General features: G+C 64.9%; 13 protein-coding genes. 8 read left to right on the forward strand and 5 right to left on the reverse strand.

Going from position 1 to position 16733, the window contains the following annotated elements:
* Window positions 1-31: 31 nt before the first annotated feature.
* The gene (katG, locus tag ACPGXI_RS09700) at window positions 32-2275 is read left to right on the forward strand and encodes a catalase/peroxidase HPI (protein ID WP_526652228.1); all 2244 of its coding nucleotides are present in this window, start codon (window positions 32-34) and stop codon (window positions 2273-2275) included.
* A 115-nt stretch (window positions 2276-2390) separates the two neighbouring features.
* On the opposite strand, the gene ACPGXI_RS09705 is transcribed toward katG, so the two are convergent.
* Complete coding sequence (locus ACPGXI_RS09705; RefSeq protein ID WP_526652230.1) at window positions 2391-3101, reverse strand: Rv0518 family GDSL lipase; 711 nt, start codon at window positions 3099-3101, stop codon at window positions 2391-2393.
* A 405-nt stretch (window positions 3102-3506) separates the two neighbouring features.
* Between ACPGXI_RS09705 and ACPGXI_RS09710 the strand changes: the two genes are divergently transcribed.
* Together ACPGXI_RS09710 and yaaA are read left to right on the forward strand one after the other, a co-directional pair.
* The gene (locus ACPGXI_RS09710; RefSeq protein ID WP_526652232.1) at window positions 3507-4163 is read left to right on the forward strand and encodes a peptidoglycan endopeptidase; all 657 of its coding nucleotides are present in this window, start codon (window positions 3507-3509) and stop codon (window positions 4161-4163) included.
* A gap of 40 nt (window positions 4164-4203) precedes the next feature.
* Window positions 4204-4950 carry a peroxide stress protein YaaA gene (yaaA, locus tag ACPGXI_RS09715; RefSeq protein WP_526652234.1) on the forward strand — a complete coding sequence of 249 codons (747 nt, stop codon included), beginning with the start codon at window positions 4204-4206 and terminating at the stop codon, window positions 4948-4950.
* Between the two features lie 66 nt (window positions 4951-5016).
* Here yaaA and car read toward each other — a convergent pair whose 3' ends face one another.
* On the reverse strand, window positions 5017-8565 hold the full coding sequence (gene car, locus ACPGXI_RS09720; protein WP_526652236.1) for a carboxylic acid reductase: 3549 nt from the start codon (window positions 8563-8565) through the stop codon (window positions 5017-5019).
* A gap of 231 nt (window positions 8566-8796) precedes the next feature.
* On the opposite strand from car, the gene ACPGXI_RS09725 reads away from it, so the two are divergent.
* Window positions 8797-9714 carry an alpha/beta fold hydrolase gene (locus ACPGXI_RS09725; protein WP_526652238.1) on the forward strand — a complete coding sequence of 306 codons (918 nt, stop codon included), beginning with the start codon at window positions 8797-8799 and terminating at the stop codon, window positions 9712-9714.
* A 90-nt stretch (window positions 9715-9804) separates the two neighbouring features.
* Here ACPGXI_RS09725 and ACPGXI_RS09730 read toward each other — a convergent pair whose 3' ends face one another.
* The 3 genes from ACPGXI_RS09730 to ACPGXI_RS09740 form a co-directional block, all read right to left on the reverse strand.
* Window positions 9805-10029 (reverse strand): hypothetical protein, encoded by a 225-nt coding sequence (locus tag ACPGXI_RS09730; RefSeq protein WP_526652240.1) that lies wholly within the window; start codon window positions 10027-10029, stop codon window positions 9805-9807.
* Window positions 10030-10094: 65 nt separating this feature from the next.
* Window positions 10095-11402 carry a competence/damage-inducible protein A gene (locus ACPGXI_RS09735; protein WP_526652242.1) on the reverse strand — a complete coding sequence of 436 codons (1308 nt, stop codon included), beginning with the start codon at window positions 11400-11402 and terminating at the stop codon, window positions 10095-10097.
* 97 nt (window positions 11403-11499) lie between these two features.
* Window positions 11500-12246: a glucose 1-dehydrogenase gene (locus tag ACPGXI_RS09740; protein ID WP_526652244.1), complete on the reverse strand. Its 747-nt coding sequence runs from the start codon at window positions 12244-12246 to the stop codon at window positions 11500-11502.
* A gap of 143 nt (window positions 12247-12389) precedes the next feature.
* Here ACPGXI_RS09740 and ACPGXI_RS09745 point away from each other — a divergent pair, with 143 nt between their 5' ends.
* The 4 genes from ACPGXI_RS09745 to ACPGXI_RS09760 all read left to right on the forward strand — a co-directional run.
* Complete coding sequence (locus ACPGXI_RS09745) at window positions 12390-13154, forward strand: HAD family hydrolase (protein ID WP_526652246.1); 765 nt, start codon at window positions 12390-12392, stop codon at window positions 13152-13154.
* Window positions 13155-13205: 51 nt separating this feature from the next.
* Window positions 13206-14339, forward strand: coding sequence for a nitronate monooxygenase (locus ACPGXI_RS09750; RefSeq protein WP_526652248.1), 1134 nt, complete (start codon window positions 13206-13208; stop codon window positions 14337-14339).
* Between the two features lie 108 nt (window positions 14340-14447).
* Entirely contained in the window at window positions 14448-15050 is a 603-nt protein-coding gene (locus ACPGXI_RS09755) for a TetR/AcrR family transcriptional regulator (RefSeq protein WP_526652250.1), read from the forward strand.
* On the forward strand, window positions 15043-16733 hold a 1691-nt coding region (locus ACPGXI_RS09760), incomplete at its 3' end, for a molybdopterin-dependent oxidoreductase (RefSeq protein WP_526652252.1). The genes ACPGXI_RS09755 and ACPGXI_RS09760, both read left to right, overlap by 8 nt.

The raw sequence follows: 16733 nt of genomic DNA on the forward strand, positions 1-16733 counted from the left end.
GCCCAATTCACCACCCACGGAAGGAAATGCAGTGCCTGACGATCGCCCGATTGAAGACAGCCCGCCGATTGGAGAGTCTCAGACGGACCAGGCCGAAGGTGGTTGCCCCGCCGGCTTCGGTCGGGTCAAGCCGCCAGTCGAAGGTGGCGGCAACCGTGACTGGTGGCCCAACCAGCTGAACTTGAAGATCCTGCAGAAGAACCCCGACGTCATCAACCCGATGGATCCGAACTTCGATTACGCCGCCGCGGTGCAGACCATCGACGTCGACCAGTTGGCGCGCGATGTCGATGCCCTCATGACCGACTCGCAGGAGTGGTGGCCCGCCGACTTCGGCCATTACGGGCCGTTCTTCGTCCGGATGGCGTGGCACGCCGCGGGCACCTATCGCGTGAACGACGGTCGCGGCGGGGCCGGCGCCGGCATGCAGCGCTTCGCTCCGCTGAACAGTTGGCCCGACAACGTCAGCCTGGACAAGGCCCGCCGACTGCTGTGGCCGATCAAGAAGAAGTACGGCAAGAGCCTGTCGTGGGCAGACCTCATCGTGTACGCGGGCAACCGTGCCCTGGAGAGCATGGGCTTCAAGACCGCTGGGTTTGCGTTCGGTCGGGAAGACCGCTGGGAGCCGGAAGAGGACGTGTACTGGGGTCCCGAGCTGGAGTGGCTCGACGACCAGCGCTACACCGGCACGCGCGATCTGGAGAACCCGCTCGCCGCGGTCCAGATGGGTCTGATCTATGTCAATCCCGAAGGCCCCAACGGTAATCCGGACCCGTTGGCCTCGGCTATCGACATCCGCGAAACGTTCGGCCGGATGGCCATGAACGACGTCGAGACTGCCGCGCTGATCGCAGGTGGTCACGCCTTCGGGAAGACCCACGGCAACGGTGATGCGGAACTGCTCGGGCCCGAGCCCGAGGCGGCACCGCTGGAGGAGCAGGGCCTGGGCTGGCACAACCCGCAGGGCACCGGAGTAGGCAAGGACGCCATCACCAGCGGGCTGGAAGTCATCTGGACGCACACCCCCACCAAGTGGGACAACAGCTACCTCGAGATTCTGTACAGCAACGAGTGGGAGATGTTTCACAGCCCCGCGGGTGCCCAGCAGTGGCGGCCCAAGGACGGCGGCTGGGCCAACTCGGTGCCCCAAGCCTTCGGTGACGGCAAGACCCACCCATCGATGCTCACCTCCGACCTCGCGTTACGGTTCGATCCGATTTACGAGAAGATCACCCGCCGCTGGCTCGACCATCCCGACGAGCTCGCCCAGGAGTTCGCCAAGGCGTGGTTCAAGTTGCTGCACCGTGACATGGGACCGGTCGCGCGTTATGTCGGACCACTGGTTCCGAAGGAGACCTGGCTGTGGCAGGACCTGACCCCTGCCGGTGACACGAATCTCGGCGAGGCCGATATCGCCAAGCTGAAGAGCGCCCTCCTGGAATCCGGACTGACTGTCCAGCAATTGGTTTCGACGGCATGGAAGGCGGCGTCGCCATACCGCGTCAGCGATAAGCGTGGTGGCGCCAACGGTGGCCGCATCCGATTGCAGCCGCAGGCCGGCTGGGAGGCCAACGAGCCGGACGAGCTGGCTCAGGTCGTGCGCAAGCTGGAGGAGGTCCAGCAGGCCGCCGGTTCGGAGGGCACCCGCGTCTCCTTCGCCGATCTGGTGGTGCTGGGCGGTGTTGTCGGAGTCGAGAAGGCCGCCAAGGAAGCTGGTTTCGATATCTCGGTGCCGTTCACCCCGGGTCGAGGTGACGCTACCCAGGAGCAGACGGACGTCGAGTCGTTCGCCTACCTCGAGCCCAACGCCGATGGTTTCCGCAACTATCTCGGTAAGGGGGCCAAACTTCCGGCGGAGTTCAAGCTGGTCGACCGGGCCAACCTGCTCGGTTTGTCCGGTCCGGAATTGACGGTCCTGGTCGGTGGTTTGCGGGCACTGGACACCAACTTCGCAGGCACGAAGCTCGGGGTGTTCACCGACAAACCCGGTCAGCTGACCAACGATTTCTTCGTCAACCTTCTCGACATGAACACCAAGTGGGAGCCGTCGTCGGCCGAGGACGGCAGTTACCTCGGTACGGACCGCGCCACAGGCGAACAGAAATGGACCGGGAGCCGGGTGGATCTGGTGTTCGGGTCCAACTCGCAGCTGCGGGCCTGGGCCGAGGTGTACGCCGAGGATGACGCCAAGGAGAAGTTCGTCGAGGACTTCGCCGCCGCGTGGGCCAAGGTGATGGATGCTGACCGCTACGACGTCGGCAAGGGAATCGGATAACAGCTCTGATCGGAAAAGGGGCGCCCGGCTAGCCATTGCGCGGCGGGGCGCCCCTTTCCTTTCACTTCTGAAGGCGGCCGCTTCTCTCTGGTGGCCCCGGTGGCACGGCCCGAGCTCAGTACCCGTTGAACTGGGCGCCGATCAGCGGGGCGAGCTTGGCGGCCAGGTAGGTGTGTCCGGCGCCGTTGGGCTGCACGCCGTCTGGGCCGATCAAGTCGGAGCGGCCGACGAACCAGCGTCCGGCGATCGGGTCCACGAAGGTGGCTTCGGCAAGCGCGGCTTGATATTCGAGCACATCACGCACCCGCCGGATACTTGGCGGTGGGTCAGCAGTCGGCCACACCGGCCCGATCACGAGGAACTTTGCCGAGCGGGCGATCTGGCGGGCCAACTTGAAGGTGCCGAACATCGCGATCGACAGCGGAGTGGGGTCGACGTCCCTGTCGTTGCGCGAGCCGAAGAAAACAACGAGTACATCGCTGGGTTTGACCGCGAGGACGGTCAGATCCTCGAAGGTGTTGCCGCGTTCGCCGTGAGTGGAGTATCCGGCGCCGTCTTCGGCGGCCACCGTTGGCGTGACCGCGATCCCATGTCGGGTGAGTGCTCGCCACGCTTGGGTTGGCCATCCCGTTGCGCCGTTTTCGCCCTCTTTGTCTGCGGTGGTGTACGAGTCGTCTCCAGTGGTGTAGGAGTCGCCGATCACCGCGATGCGGTTGACGGCGTAGTCCATCAGGCGCACATCGTGACGCTGACCTAGGGGAACCTGCGGGTTCAGGGCGCCGGCGAGCACGGCGATGCAGAGCACGAAGGTCAACAGCCGACTCACTGGACCAGATTAGGGTCGGCGGCCGCCCATGCGTGGTCGACTCGCCGCGCGTCGACTCCGTTATCCGGCGCGTGGGGAGAGACTGCAGCCTGCCCTGCGGTGGGTGTATGGGCGCGCTCACCGGTCGGGCAAACGAGCTGTGACGTCGGACACCCGAACTGTGCCGTCGGGCACCTCAATTGTGAGCTCGGGCACACCAACTGGCGATTCCGCATGAGCGAATAGGCCTGCGCGAAATGGATTGCAACGCAACAGTTATAGAAGTGTGTACTATGAGGTGACTCTAGTAATCCAATCAGATGTCAGCGCAACGGTTTTCGTGATCTATGCCAATTGAGGCAGTGGATTGTGAACGCCATCACAGATGTTGACCGTTTTCTGGACACCCTGTTAACGTCCGGTCGCATGTACGCTCTCGCAACACTATTGACGCTTGTGAATCAGGTGTCGGGCACGCCGTATGTCGTCGGTGGTGACTCGCCTGCTGGCACCGACTGCTCGGGGCTGGTGTCCTGGGTGACCAACGCCGCGACTGACAGGCCCGTCTACGGAGATAGGTTTCATACCGGCAATATCGAAAGCGCGCTGCTTGCCCGGGGCTTCCAGTACGGGTCGGCACCCGACGCGCTGGTCGTCGGATGGAACAGTGGTCATACGGCCTTGACGCTGCCCGATGGCACGCCCGTCTCCTCGGGAGAGGGTGGCTCCGGGGTCAAGGTCGGTGGTGGCGGTGCCTACCAGGGCCAGTTCTCCAACCACATGTTCTTACCGATGCCTGCGAACGTGCCGCCGGAGTCCGACCCGCTGATGGCCCCCCTGATGGGCCCTCCGCCCCTTCCGGTGGCTCCGCCGGCTCCTCCGCCCGGCGCGGACCCGCTGGCGCCGCCACCGCCTGGCGCGGCCCCACCGGCCCCGCCACCGCCTGGCGCGGCCCCATTGCTGCCGCCCCCGCCGGGCGCGGCCTTACCGGTGCCAGTCCCGCAGTCTCCAGAGGAAACCATCGGGCTGGCTGCTCCGATGACCCCTCTGCCGCCTCCGCCACCTCCCGGCGTGCCGGTGTGATGGACCTTCGTGGCCCATTGAGGAGCTAACGTTCTGTTCTGTGATAGTGCTGCTGCCACCATCGGAGACAAAGCGAACCGGAGGTGATGGACCCGCTCTGCGGATGGACGGGTTGAGTTCACCCGCGCTCGGTCCCCTGCGCACCCAATTGGTGGGAGAGCTGGTCGACCTGGCTGCCGATCCTGGTGCCAGTCGGCGCGCCCTGGGAATCTCGGCCTCCCAGGACGCCGAGATCGACCGCAACGCGGCGCTGCGCACGGCTCCGACGATGCCGGCGATCCACCGCTACACCGGGGTCCTGTACGACGCCTTGGACATCGACTCGTTGCCCAGTGCGGCGGCGGCCCGGGCGAGATCCCGGCTGGCCGTCTGCTCTGCGCTGTTCGGATTGTTGCGCGCCGAAGACTCGATTCCGGCCTATCGGCTCTCGGCGAACTCCCGGTTACCGGACCGGCCGACGCTCGCTGCCCGCTGGCGGCCTGTGCTCGAACCGGTGCTGTTGGGGATCGCCGAGCGCGAACTGGTCGTCGACCTCCGCTCGGGTTCCTACGCTGCACTGGGCACGGTGCCGGGTGCGGTCTCGGTCCAGGTGGTCGCAGAGCATTCCGGCGGGCGCCGGACCGTGGTGAGTCACTTCAACAAAGCGCACAAGGGGCGGCTCGCGCGTGCTCTTTCCAGCAGCAGATCCGAGCCCGGCGACGCGGCTGCCGTGGCGGCGGTGGCCCGGCGTGCTCAGATGAGGGTGGAACGCCGGGGCGACCACCTGACCATTGTCGTTCCAGCCTGACACCTGGCCCGAAAGGTCCTGCAGATCAGTGTATTACCGGCGAGCTGTCCACCTAACGTGCTTGCGCTAAAGCAGTCCGAGTAGCTGCAGGTCGGTGATGTACTTTTCGATCACCTGTGCTGAAACATGCGGAATATCGTTGGCGGACAACAGCTGTGAATTCTGAACCTCGGTACGAAACCTCGCCGTCGGGGCGATCGCCCCTCGAATCGGCGTAGCCGGCTCTTGGTAATTGTGCAGCAATGGCAACAGTGATGCCTGACGCTGTTTGTCCGGCAGGGCGCGCAGGGTGGTCTCGAATCGCTTCACCCATGCGTCGTAATCGGCGATTCGGGTAATACCGTATCCGGCGTCGATCAGCCAGTCGACGAACTCGTCGAGCCCGATGCCGTCGTCGTGAGGGTTCATCACATGGTAGGTCGCGAAGCCGTCAACGGTTCGGACTCCAAGCCTGGAGACCGCTTCTGCGATGAATTCCACCGGCAGGCCGTCGTAGTGCGCTCGCTGCCGGTTTCCATCGCCGTCGAGTTGGTAGAACGAGCCCGGCGCTATTCCGGTGGCCACCAAGCTCAACATCATTCGGGTGAACATGTCCGGCACGTTGAGCTGACCGCGGTAGCTGACGTCGGCGAGGATCATGTCACAACGGAAGACCGCCACCGGCAGACCGCACAGTTCGTTGGCCTGCCGCAGCAGCACTTCGCCGGCCCATTTGCTGTTGCCGTAGCCGTTGGCGTAGCTCTGATCGACTGCCCGGGTTGGGCTTATCTCCCGGATATCGGCGTACTCGGTGAACGCGCCGGATGCAGTCTGGTCCCCCACCGCAATGGTGGACAGGTAGGTGACCGGCTTGACCTTCGTGGTCAGCGCGATCCGGATCAGCTCTGCGGTGCCCAGCACGTTGGGGCCGAAAAGCTGGCTGTAGGGCAACACGTGATTGACCAGTGCAGCAGAATCGACGATCAGGTCAACGCCGGCGGCCAGTCGCTGCCAGGTCTGCTGGTTCAGGCCGAGGTTCTGCTCAGCCTTGTCGCCCGCGATGACCTCCAGATGATCAGCAGCCAGATCCTGGTAATGGGTCAGCAGGTCTGGGTCACCACTGTCGAAGGTCGCATCGAGTCGTTGCCGTGCATCGTCGTCGGAATTGCCCCGCACCAGGCAGATCAGCGTGCCATCGACCAGGTCCAACTGCTCCAGCCAATGGAGAGCCAGGTAGCGGCCCAGGAAGCCGGTCGCCCCGGTCAGCAGGACGGTACGCACGTCAGTTGTCGGTCCGGGCAGGGAATGCGACGCCGAAAGGGTGCCGGCGTCGAGGAACTTGTCCAGGGTGAGATCGCAGGCGTGAACCTCAACGGCATCCCGGCCATGGACGCTGGCAAACGTGGGCCTGCTGGCCCCGGGTGCCTGCTCGGCTTCGATGTAGCGGGCCAGGGATCGCAGGTCCGAAGCCGGGCTGACGATCACGCCCACCGGTACTTCCACGCCGAAGATCTCATTCAGCAGATTGGCAAATGTCAACGCCGACAGCGAGTCTCCTCCCAGGTCGGTGAAGTGTTCTTCCGGCGCGGGGTCGGCAGCCGACCCGCCCAGCAGCGCGGCCGCCGCGCGGCTGACAGTCTCCAGCACCGGCTGCTCGGCACCGGTGCGGCGCAGTTCGTCGAGCTGCTTGGAATGACCCTCGGCGAGTTCGGCGTACAGTTGTTCCAGTCGCTCGGCGTAGTGCTGTTTCAATTTGGGTCGCGCTAACTTGCGGATCCCGGTGAGCAACCCGTTCTCCGGAGTGAACGGCTTGCTCTCGATAACGAAGTCCCGCGGCACTTCGTAGGATTGCAAGCCGGCGTCCTTGGCGACGCTGTGCATCGAGTCGGAAATGAGCTGTTTGAGCTCGGCCGCATCATGGCCGTCCAGTGCTTCCCGGGTGGGTACCACCACCGCCAGCAGGTAGGAATTCGCACTGTTGCCGTAGACGTAGATCTGACGGACTAATGGGCAATCGCCGAACAGCGCCTCCAGCTTCGCGACCGTGACAAACTCGCCCTGCGCGAGCTTGAGCACATTGTTGCGCCGGTCGACATACTCCAATTGGTCGGGACCCACCTGGGCCACCACGTCACCGGTCCGGTAGTAGCCGTCGACGTCGAACACGTCGGCGGTGATCTCCGGGCGCTTGTAGTAGCCGGGGAACATGTGCGCCGTCTTTATGAGCAATTCACCTCGGGGATGGGGCTTGTCGGTGTGGAAGTAGCCCAGATCCGGCACGTCGACGAGCTTGTAATCGATCACCGACTGACGTTGCACTTGGCCGTCGAACCAGATGATCCCCGCTTCGGTGGAGCCGAGGCCGTCAACCAGTTTCAGGCCCAGCAGGGAACCGACCCAGTTCTTCAACTCCGCGGAGGTGGGCGCGGAGCCCGTGAGTGCGAACACGCAACGATTACCCAGTAGATTCTCGCGTTGTTCGTGCAAGACCTGAGACTCGGCGGCGGTGCGGCCCGCGCCGCTGCTGGCATTGCTTGACTTGGCCATCCGGATGTCGACCTCCCGCTGGAATTCGCCGAACAGCATCTCCCAGATCCTCGGGACGCAGTTCAACTCGGTGGGTCGCACCAGGGCAAGGTCTTCGAGGAACAGCGACAGGTCGCTCTTGGCGCCGAAGTAGGCCGTGCCGCCGTTGCCGAGGGTGCCGTAGAGGATCGCGCGGCCCATGATGTGGCTCATGGGCATGATATTGAGCGTGATGGATGCGGGGCTGGCCCCGAACCAGGTTCCGCGAGACCGGACCCACATCGTGGCAACCGTGCTCTGCAGGTACATCGCGCCTTTGGGGGCACCGGTGCTGCCGGAGGTGTAGACGAGCAGTGCCAGCGGATCCTTGTCGCCCGGTTCGACTACCGGCGCGAACGGCAGTGCCCGTCCGCGTTGCGCAAGTTCATCCAGCGTATCGACGACGACAGAGTTGGTTGCCAGCCTGGTTCGCGCGGCTTCCAGAGCTTCGCGATGATCGTCGACCTCACCGTGGTAGTCGAATACCAGGAGGCGCGCAGGCCGGGCGCCTTGAGCAACCAGTTCGACTGCATCGGAGAGGTATTCGATGCTCGCCGCGATCACCGTCGGCTCGGTCTCGATCACGATCGGCTGTAGTTGAGAGATGGCCGAGCTGGTTTGCAGCGGCACCGCCACCGCGCCGATGCATGCCAGAGCGAGATCGAGGGCGGTGTAATCGGCACTGGTGAAACCCAGCACGGCAAAGCGGTCGCCGGCCGAAACCGATCCGTTGCCCTCGGTCAGACCCCTCGACAGGGCGCCGACCCAGTCCCACAGCTCGCGGTAGGTGATGGTCTCGAATTTCGGGAGTAGCCGCAGCGATGTGCGGCCGCCCGGCGGATCGCTGACGAACTGGACGGCCCGGCGCCCGAGCGCGGGTCGATCCGCGTAGCCCGCCAGCGTTGTGTGAATCACGGCCGGCAGCGAAGGGGCGGCCTGCTCGATCGCGGCAGCGACTGTTGCACTGGGGCGTACGGCGGCGAACTGCGGATCGCCGGCGGAGAGTTCGGCTACCCGTTGCACGAGGAACTTGCTGTCGTCTGCGGTGGAACCGTCGGCTTCGGTGGACATTGAATACCTCCAACGCAATGGGGACGTCCAACGAGGCCAGCTAAATGCAGTGAGCTCAAATCGGAACTGACCGCGTTACACTAACAAAACGCTGCTTCCGGCGAGGTGCGTGATGAATCTCCCTCCGATATAAGTAGATCCGCTGTGCGGGACCGTTTGACTGCGGCGGGCTGACACCTGTTTCGCGGGGAGCGGATCAGAGCGGGGCTGACGCCATGGGACACTTTTCAGATGTCCATCGAGATCGCGCGCCCCAAGCTCGAAGGAAACGTCGCCGTCGGCACCGACCGCCGAATCGGCTTCGCCGAGTTCGGCGATCCGCAGGGGCGAGCGATCTTCTGGTTGCACGGCACCCCGGGGGCCCGACGTCAGATCCCTGTCGAAGCGCGGCTCTACGCCGAGCAGAACCAGATTCGCTTGATTGGTGTCGACCGACCCGGCATAGGCTCCTCGACCCCACACGAGTACGCGACGGTCATCGACTTCGCCGACGATCTGCGGACGATCGCCGACACCCTCGGCATCGACAAGATGGCTGTCATCGGGCTCTCCGGCGGAGGCCCCTACACCCTGGGCTGCGCGGCGGCGATGCCCGGACGTGTGATTGCCATCGGTGTGCTTGGCGGCGTGGCTCCTACGCAGGGAATCGATGGTATCGGGGGCGGCCTGATGGGCAACGTCGGAATCCCGGTCGCGCCGTTGCTCGAAAAGGCCAGGGCTCCGATAAGTTTGTTTGCCGCGGGCTTGATCCGACTGCTCAAACCGGTCGCCGAGCCGGCGCTGTATCTGTACTCCCGGGTTTCTCCCGAAGGCGACCGGCGGCTGCTCGCCCGCCCCGAGTTCAAGGCGATGTTCCTCGACGACCTGCTCAACGGCAGCCGTAAACAACTGGCGGCGCCATTCGCCGACGTCGTGGTCTTCTCCAGGGACTGGGGGTTCCAGCTGGGTGAGATCAATGTCCCCGTCCGCTGGTGGCACGGTGACCGCGATCACATCGTGCCCTACGCGCACGGCGTGCATGTGGTCGCGATGCTGCCCGAAGCCGAGCTCTACCCGTTGCAGGGCGAGAGCCACCTGGGTGGGCTGGGGCAGGCGGAGGCGATCATGCAGACCATGCGAGACACGTGGGACGCCCACGACCACCGGTGACCGGCGTGGAACAAATCATCGAAGTGGAACAAATGACCGACGTGGAAGAGGCCGACGTGGAAGAGGCCGATGTGGCCGCGACGGGTCCGATCAGCGCTTGAGCCAGCTCTGCACCGTCGTCAGGTCGTTGCTGTAGGTCTGCATGAAGTCGTCGTGGTAGAGAGTACCGCCGTTGATCTGGGCGTCGCCGCGCCAGACGATGTGCACCCGGACGACCCCCTTGTTGTAATAGTCACTGCGATCGGCCGTCCGGTGATTCCATCCGGCTGCCTCGGCGGCCGCCGAGAGGGTCTGTCGCTCGTCGGTGTCGACCATTGATGATTCCTCAATATTGGGGCTGGTTGAGCGCAACTCTATCGCCTGCGGATCTCCAGCCACCGTCACATCAGCTCGGAACCGGCTGGAGGGCCGATCAGCGACCGCCGCAGCAGATGCATTGCCACCGTTGTCGAGCGCTCGCGGACATCTGTCCGGTTACCGGGCAGCGTCGCGGTCCGCGTCAGCGTCCGGACTTGGCCGGTGCCGTCGGCCAGCGCCACCGAGAAGCACACCGTGCCTACGGGTTTGGATGCGGTACCGCCACCGGGCCCCGCGATACCGGTGATCGCGACGGCGGTGTCGGCGCCGAACCGCTGCAGTGCGCCCCGGGCCATCGCCTCGGCCACCGGTTCCGACACGGCACCGTGCTGCTCGATCAGCGAGGAATCGACACCCAGCAGCGCAACCTTGGCCGCGTTGGAGTAGGTCACCGCGCCGCCGGCGACGTAGCTTGAAGAGCCGGGCCGCTCGGTCAGCCGGGCGGCCAGCAGCCCCGCGGTGCATGATTCTGCGGTGGCGATGGTCCGGCCGTCGAGCAAGCCGGCGATCTGGTCGTCGACCAGGGTTCCGTCCTCGGAGAAGATCACCCGCCTGTGCCGGTCGCGTAGCACCTTGAGCAGTTCCGAGTAGACACCCGCGTCCTGGGGCTCGTAGCGCGTCACGATCTCGAGCTCGCCGCGCCTCAGACACGTCGTGATCTCCAACCGTCCGAAATCCTGGACGCTGATCTCTGCGGCGCGCAGTGTGTCGGCCAGACCCGATTCGGGCAGGCCGAACATCCTTACCGTCTGCTGCTGGAACCGGGTGCGGCCCGCGATCGCCGACTGGACGGCCTCGGTGGCCAGGGCCGCGCCCCACATCGGCCGCAGCTCACGTGGCGGTCCAGGCAGAACGACCACGGCCGGCGTGCCCGGGATTACCACGCCGGGCGCGGTGCCCACCGGATCAAGAACCACTGCGCCGGCAGGTATGAAGGCCTGTTTGCGGTTCGAGGCGCGCAACGCATCGGCATCGACGACGTAGCCGCCGGTACTGCGCTCCATCAGACGTGTGACGATCTCGTTGATCTTCGCTTCCAGAGAGTCGTCGAGCACCAGATCCCGCCCGCAGTATCCGGCGACGATCTCCACCGTCATGTCATCGGCGGTCGGGCCGAGGCCGCCGCTGGTGATGATCAGATCAACGTCCTGATCTCTGAGGAAACGCAGCTGCGCCTCGATGTCGGCCGGGCGGTCCCCGCACAACGTGATGTGGCGCAGCTCTACCCCCAACTCGAGCAGCCGGTCGGCAAGCCAGGGCCCGTTTCGGTCCTGGACGCGTCCGGTGAGGACCTCGGTCCCCGTCACCACGATTCCGGCCCGTGCGCTCACGGGACATGACATTACGCACGAGCACCGGCCGCGCGAGCAACTACGCACGAGCACCGGCCGCGCGACCACCCCAGGGGTAGGTCTATCTGGCGTGCGTCTACTTGTGGGGTACGTCCAAAATCAGGCCGCCGTCCATGATGAACTCGGCACCGGTCGAGTAGCGCGATTCGTCACTGGCCAGGAACACCACAAATGTCGAGACCTCGTCGGGTTGCCCGGGACGGCCCAGCGGGATCCGCAACATGTTGTCGGGGAAATATTTGGTCATCGGGGTCCGGATGAAGCCGGGGTGCACCGAGTTCACCCGAATGTTGTGCGGCCCCAACTCGAGCGCCGCGGATTTGGTCAGGCCGCGCACCGCCCACTTCGATGCCACATACGGATGCACCATGACCGCACCTCGCAGCCCCTCGATGGAGGAGACGTTGATGATCGATCCGCCGCCGGCGGTCTTCATCGCCGCTACCGAGGCCTGCATGCCCAGGAACGTGCCGGTGAGGTTGACATCGATGACCTTCTGCCACTTCGCCATGTCGAACTCGCCGATCAGACCCAAAGCGACGGTGCCTGCGTTGTTGACCAGGACGTTGAGCTTGCCGAAGTCGTTGACGGCGGTGGCGACGGCGGCCTCCCACTGGTCGGCCTCGGTGACGTCGAGGTGGACGTAGCGCGCGGAATCCGTTGTAGTGGAGTTTATCTCCTCGGCCAGTGCCTTGCCCTCGTCGTCGAGGATGTCCCCAATCACGACTTTCGCGCCTTCAGCGACCAACGCCCGGGCATCCTCGGCGCCCATCCCCCGCGCGCCGCCGCTGATGAGTGCCACTTTTCCGTCCACGCGTCCCATGGGGCGTCAGGCTACCGCAGCCACGAGTGGCGCTTCGACCGCTGGTGCCGGGCCATCTGTTCTCGCCCCGGGCGGAGGCCAAACCAGTTGTGCAGACACGCACGTAGCATGGTGGGTCAACACCTCGACACCACAGGAGCGCAATGACCACGGATGCCGCAGATGGGGTCCATCCGGTCGCTCAGATCGATGTGAGTCCACCCGGACCCGAAGTCGGTGCTTTCTTTGATCTGGATGGCACTCTCGTCGACGGATTCACCGCGACGTCACATGCTGGAGACCGTATCCGGCGCCGTCAGGCAAGCCTCGGCGAGGTTCTGGGTGTCATCGAGGCCTCGATGCGGTATCGGTTGCGGCGCATGCATTTCGAGCGTCTGCTCGTTCGTGCCGCGGGCTATCTGCGCGGCGAATCCCTGGAGGATCTCGACCAGGTCGGAGAGCGGTTGTTCACCGAACGCGTGCATTCGCGGGTGTTCCCCGCAATGCGCCGGGTCGTGGCGGCCCACCAGCGGCGCGGCCACACGGTGGTCCTCAGCTCCTCGGCGCTGACGATCCACGCCGAGCCGGTCGCGCGGCACCTGGGTATCGGCCATGTGCTGTGCAACCACTTCGACGTCGACCGCGAGGGCCGGCTCACCGGGTGGATCACCAAGCCAGTGATCTGGGGCAGGCAGAAGGCCGCCGCGGCCGAGCAATTCTGCGCGAAGAATGATGTCGATCTGAGGCGCAGCTACTTCTATGCCGACGGGGATGAGGACGCCGCGCTGATGAAGCTGGTGGGTTTTCCGCGCCCGGTGAATCCGCGCCGCGGTTTGGCCGGCCTGGCTGATGAGCAGGGCTGGCCGGTGTTGCGGATGTCGCCGACGAGCAGGGGGATTCTGAGCAACCGACGCGGTGGACTAAAGTAGAACACGTTTCAGTTCTCACAGACGTGCCCACGGCGGGCCCAGGAGCGGATTATGCATACTTCCCTGTGCGACCAACTCGGCATCGAATTCCCGATCTTCGCGTTCACCCACTGCCGCGACGTCGTGGTCGCGGTGAGCAAGGCCGGCGGCTTCGGTGTGCTCGGCGCGGTGGGGTTCACCCCGGAGCAGCTTGAGATCGAGCTGAGCTGGATCGATGAGAATATCGGCGACCACACCTACGGAGTCGACATCGTCATCCCGAACAAGTACGAGGGGATGGACTCGAACCTGTCCGCCGATGAGTTGACCAAGATGCTGGTTGACATGGTGCCCCAGGAGCATCTGGACTTCGCCCGCAAGATCCTCACCGATCACGGCGTCCCGCTGACCGCCGAGGACAACGAGAACACGCTGCAATTGCTCGGTTGGACCGAGGCGACGGCCACTCCCCAGGTCGAAGTTGCACTCAAACATCCGAAGATGACGCTCATCGCCAACGCCCTCGGCACCCCCCCGAAGGACATGATCGATCACATCCACGCCGAGGGCCGCAAGGTCGCCGCGCTGTGCGGGGCGCCCCGCCAGGCCCGCAAGCACGCGGACGCCGGCGTTGACATCATCATCGCCCAAGGTGGCGAGGCAGGCGGGCACGCCGGCGAGGTCGGCTCGATCGTGCTGTGGCCCCAGGTGGTCAAGGAGGTTGCGCCCGTTCCGGTGCTCGCGGCCGGCGGCATCGGCAGCGGCCAGCAGATCGCCGCAGCGCTGGCTCTGGGTGCCCAAGGCGCGTGGACGGGGTCGCAGTGGCTGATGGTCGAGGAGGCTCAGAACACCCCGGTTCAACAGTCGGCCTACGTGAAAGCAAGCAGTCGCGATACCGTCCGGAGCAGCTCGTTCACCGGTAAGCCTGCGCGAATGCTGCGCAACGACTGGACCGACGCGTGGGACAACCCGGACAATCCGAAGCCGCTCGGGATGCCGCTTCAGTTCATGGTCTCCGGGCTGGCGGTGGCTGCCACGAACAAGTACCCCGACGAGACGGTCGACGTCGCATTCAACCCCGTCGGCCAGGTTGTCGGCCAGTTCAAGAAGGTGGAGAAGACCTCGGCGGTGATCCAACGCTGGGTTCACGAGTACCTCGAGGCGACAAGCACGCTCAACGACCTCAACGAGGCCGCCGGCGTGTGATTTCGGCGCAGTTTGTCAAGCTGAGCGTGACAAACTGCACCCAAATCGCGGCGTTGGCCCTCTCTATGTAAGGTTCTATACATAGGCGAGGGAAGGCCGGTCTGGGCTGTGACAAGTCCGCGCGAACGGATGGTGGTTTCGGCGGCGTTGCTGATCCGGGAACGGGGTGCGCACCCGACCTCCATTGCCGACGTCCTCGAACACAGCGGCGCTCCCCGGGGGTCGGCCTACCACTACTTCCCCGGTGGCCGTACGCAGTTGCTCTGCGAAGCGGTCGACTTCGCGGGTGAGTATGTGGCGGCCGAACTCCGCGCCGCGGAGTCGGCTTTCGATGCGCTGGACTACTTGTTCGAGAGTTACCGTAAGCAACTGCAGCGCAGTGACTTCCGCGCGGGCTGCCCGGTGGTTGCGGTTGCCGTGGAAGCGGGTGATCCCGACAGGCCCGAACAAGCGAGATCCGTCATCGACCGCGCGGCGGCGGCCTTCGGGCGGTGGCGCGCGGAGATCGAGCAGCGACTGCGGAACGACGGTGTTCCGCCGCAGCGCGCCGACTCGTTGGCCATGCTCGTTCTCTCCTCGTTCGAAGGCGCCGTCGTCATCGCGCGGGCATCGCGGGACCTTGCGCCCCTTGATTTGGTGCAAAGCGAGATTCGTTCGCTGCTGAGCGCCGTAATACGTCCCCCATCAGAAAGTGAACCCCGTGATGACTGATCAACTCACCGACTGGCAGCCCACCGCCTGCATCTTGTGCGAGTGCAACTGCGGCATCGTGGTTCAGGTCGAGGACCGCACCCTGGCGCGCATCCGCGGCGACAAGAAACACCCCGCGTCACGCGGCTACACCTGCAACAAAGCATTGCGCCTCGACCACTATCAGAATGACCCCAACCGGCTGACATCCCCCATGCGCCGCAGGCCCGACGGCACTTTCGAGGAGGTCGACTGGGACACCGCGATCGCCGAGATTGCGTCGGGCTTCAGGGGGATCGCCGACACCCACGGTGGCGACAAGATCATGTACTACGGCGGTGGCGGACAGGGAAACCATCTCGGCGGAGCGTACAGCGGCGCGTTCCTCAAGGCGCTGGGCTCCTATCACCGCTCCAACGCGTTGGCGCAGGAGAAGACCGGGGAGCACTGGGTGGACGCTCACTTCTATGGCAATCACACTCGCGGCGAATTCGAGTACGCCGAGGTCTCGGTGTTCATCGGCAAGAACCCGTGGATGTCGCAGAGCTTTCCGCGCGCCCGCGTGGTGTTGAACGAGATCGCCAAGGATCCGGCCAGGTCGATGGTCGTGATCGATCCCGTCATCACCGATACCGCGAAGATGGCTGACTTCCATTTGCGGGTCCGGCCGGGTACCGACGCATGGTGCCTGGCGGCGTTGGCAGCCGTGCTGGTGCAGGAGAACCTCTGCGACGAGCAGTTTCTGGCCGAGCACGTCTCCGGAGTGGAGTCGGTGCGTGAGGTCCTCTCCTCAGTGCCAATCGGTGACTACGCACTGCGCAGCGGTATCGACGAGGCACTGTTGCGCGCTGCGGCGCGCCGGATCGCAGCGGCCGACAGCGTGGCGGTATTCGAGGATCTCGGTGTGCAACAGTCACCCAACAGCACCCTGAGTTCGTATCTGAACAAGATGTTGTGGATACTGACCGGCAATTTCGCCAAACGTGGCGGCCAGCACCTGCATTCGTCTTTTGCGCCGCTGTTCCGGCCAGGCGGCGTGGGCCGGACGCCGGTGACGGGTGCGCCGATCATCGGCGGGCTCATGCCCAGCAATGTTGTGCCCCAAGAGATTTTGACCGATCACCCCGACCGATTCCGCGCGATGATCGTGGAGAGCAGCAACCCGGCGCACTCGGTCGCGGACTCCCAGGCCGTTGCCCGGGCCCTAGCGGAGCTCGAGTTGCTCGTGGTCATCGACGTGGCGATGACGGAGACGGCCCGGCTGGCGCACTACGTGCTACCGGCGGCGACCCAGTACGAGAAGGTCGAGGCGACGTTCTTCAACCTCGAGTTCCCGCACAACACTTTCCACTTGCGGCACCGGTTAATGGAACCTATGAAGGGGACTCTGCCCGAACCCGAGATCTGGGCTCGCCTCATGCGTGCACTCGGCGTCGTCCAGGAGACCGAGTTGGCTCCCCTGCGCCGGGCCGCGGAGGCTGATCTGGCCGCATTCGCCGACGCGTTCCTGGCCGCGCTCGGCGCGAATCCCGGACTGGGCAAGGTGCTGCCCTTCGTGCTGTACGAGACGCTCGGACCTTCGCTGCCCGAAGGGCTTTCCGGGGCGGCGGCGCTGTGGGGGCTGGCGCAGAAGGCGGCGATGGCATACCCGGAGGCGGTTCGTCGTGCCGGGCATGTGGACGGCAACGCACTGTTCGCCGCAGT

The organism is Mycobacterium sp. (genome assembly GCF_049608025.1).
Lineage (GTDB): Bacteria > Actinomycetota > Actinomycetes > Mycobacteriales > Mycobacteriaceae > Mycobacterium.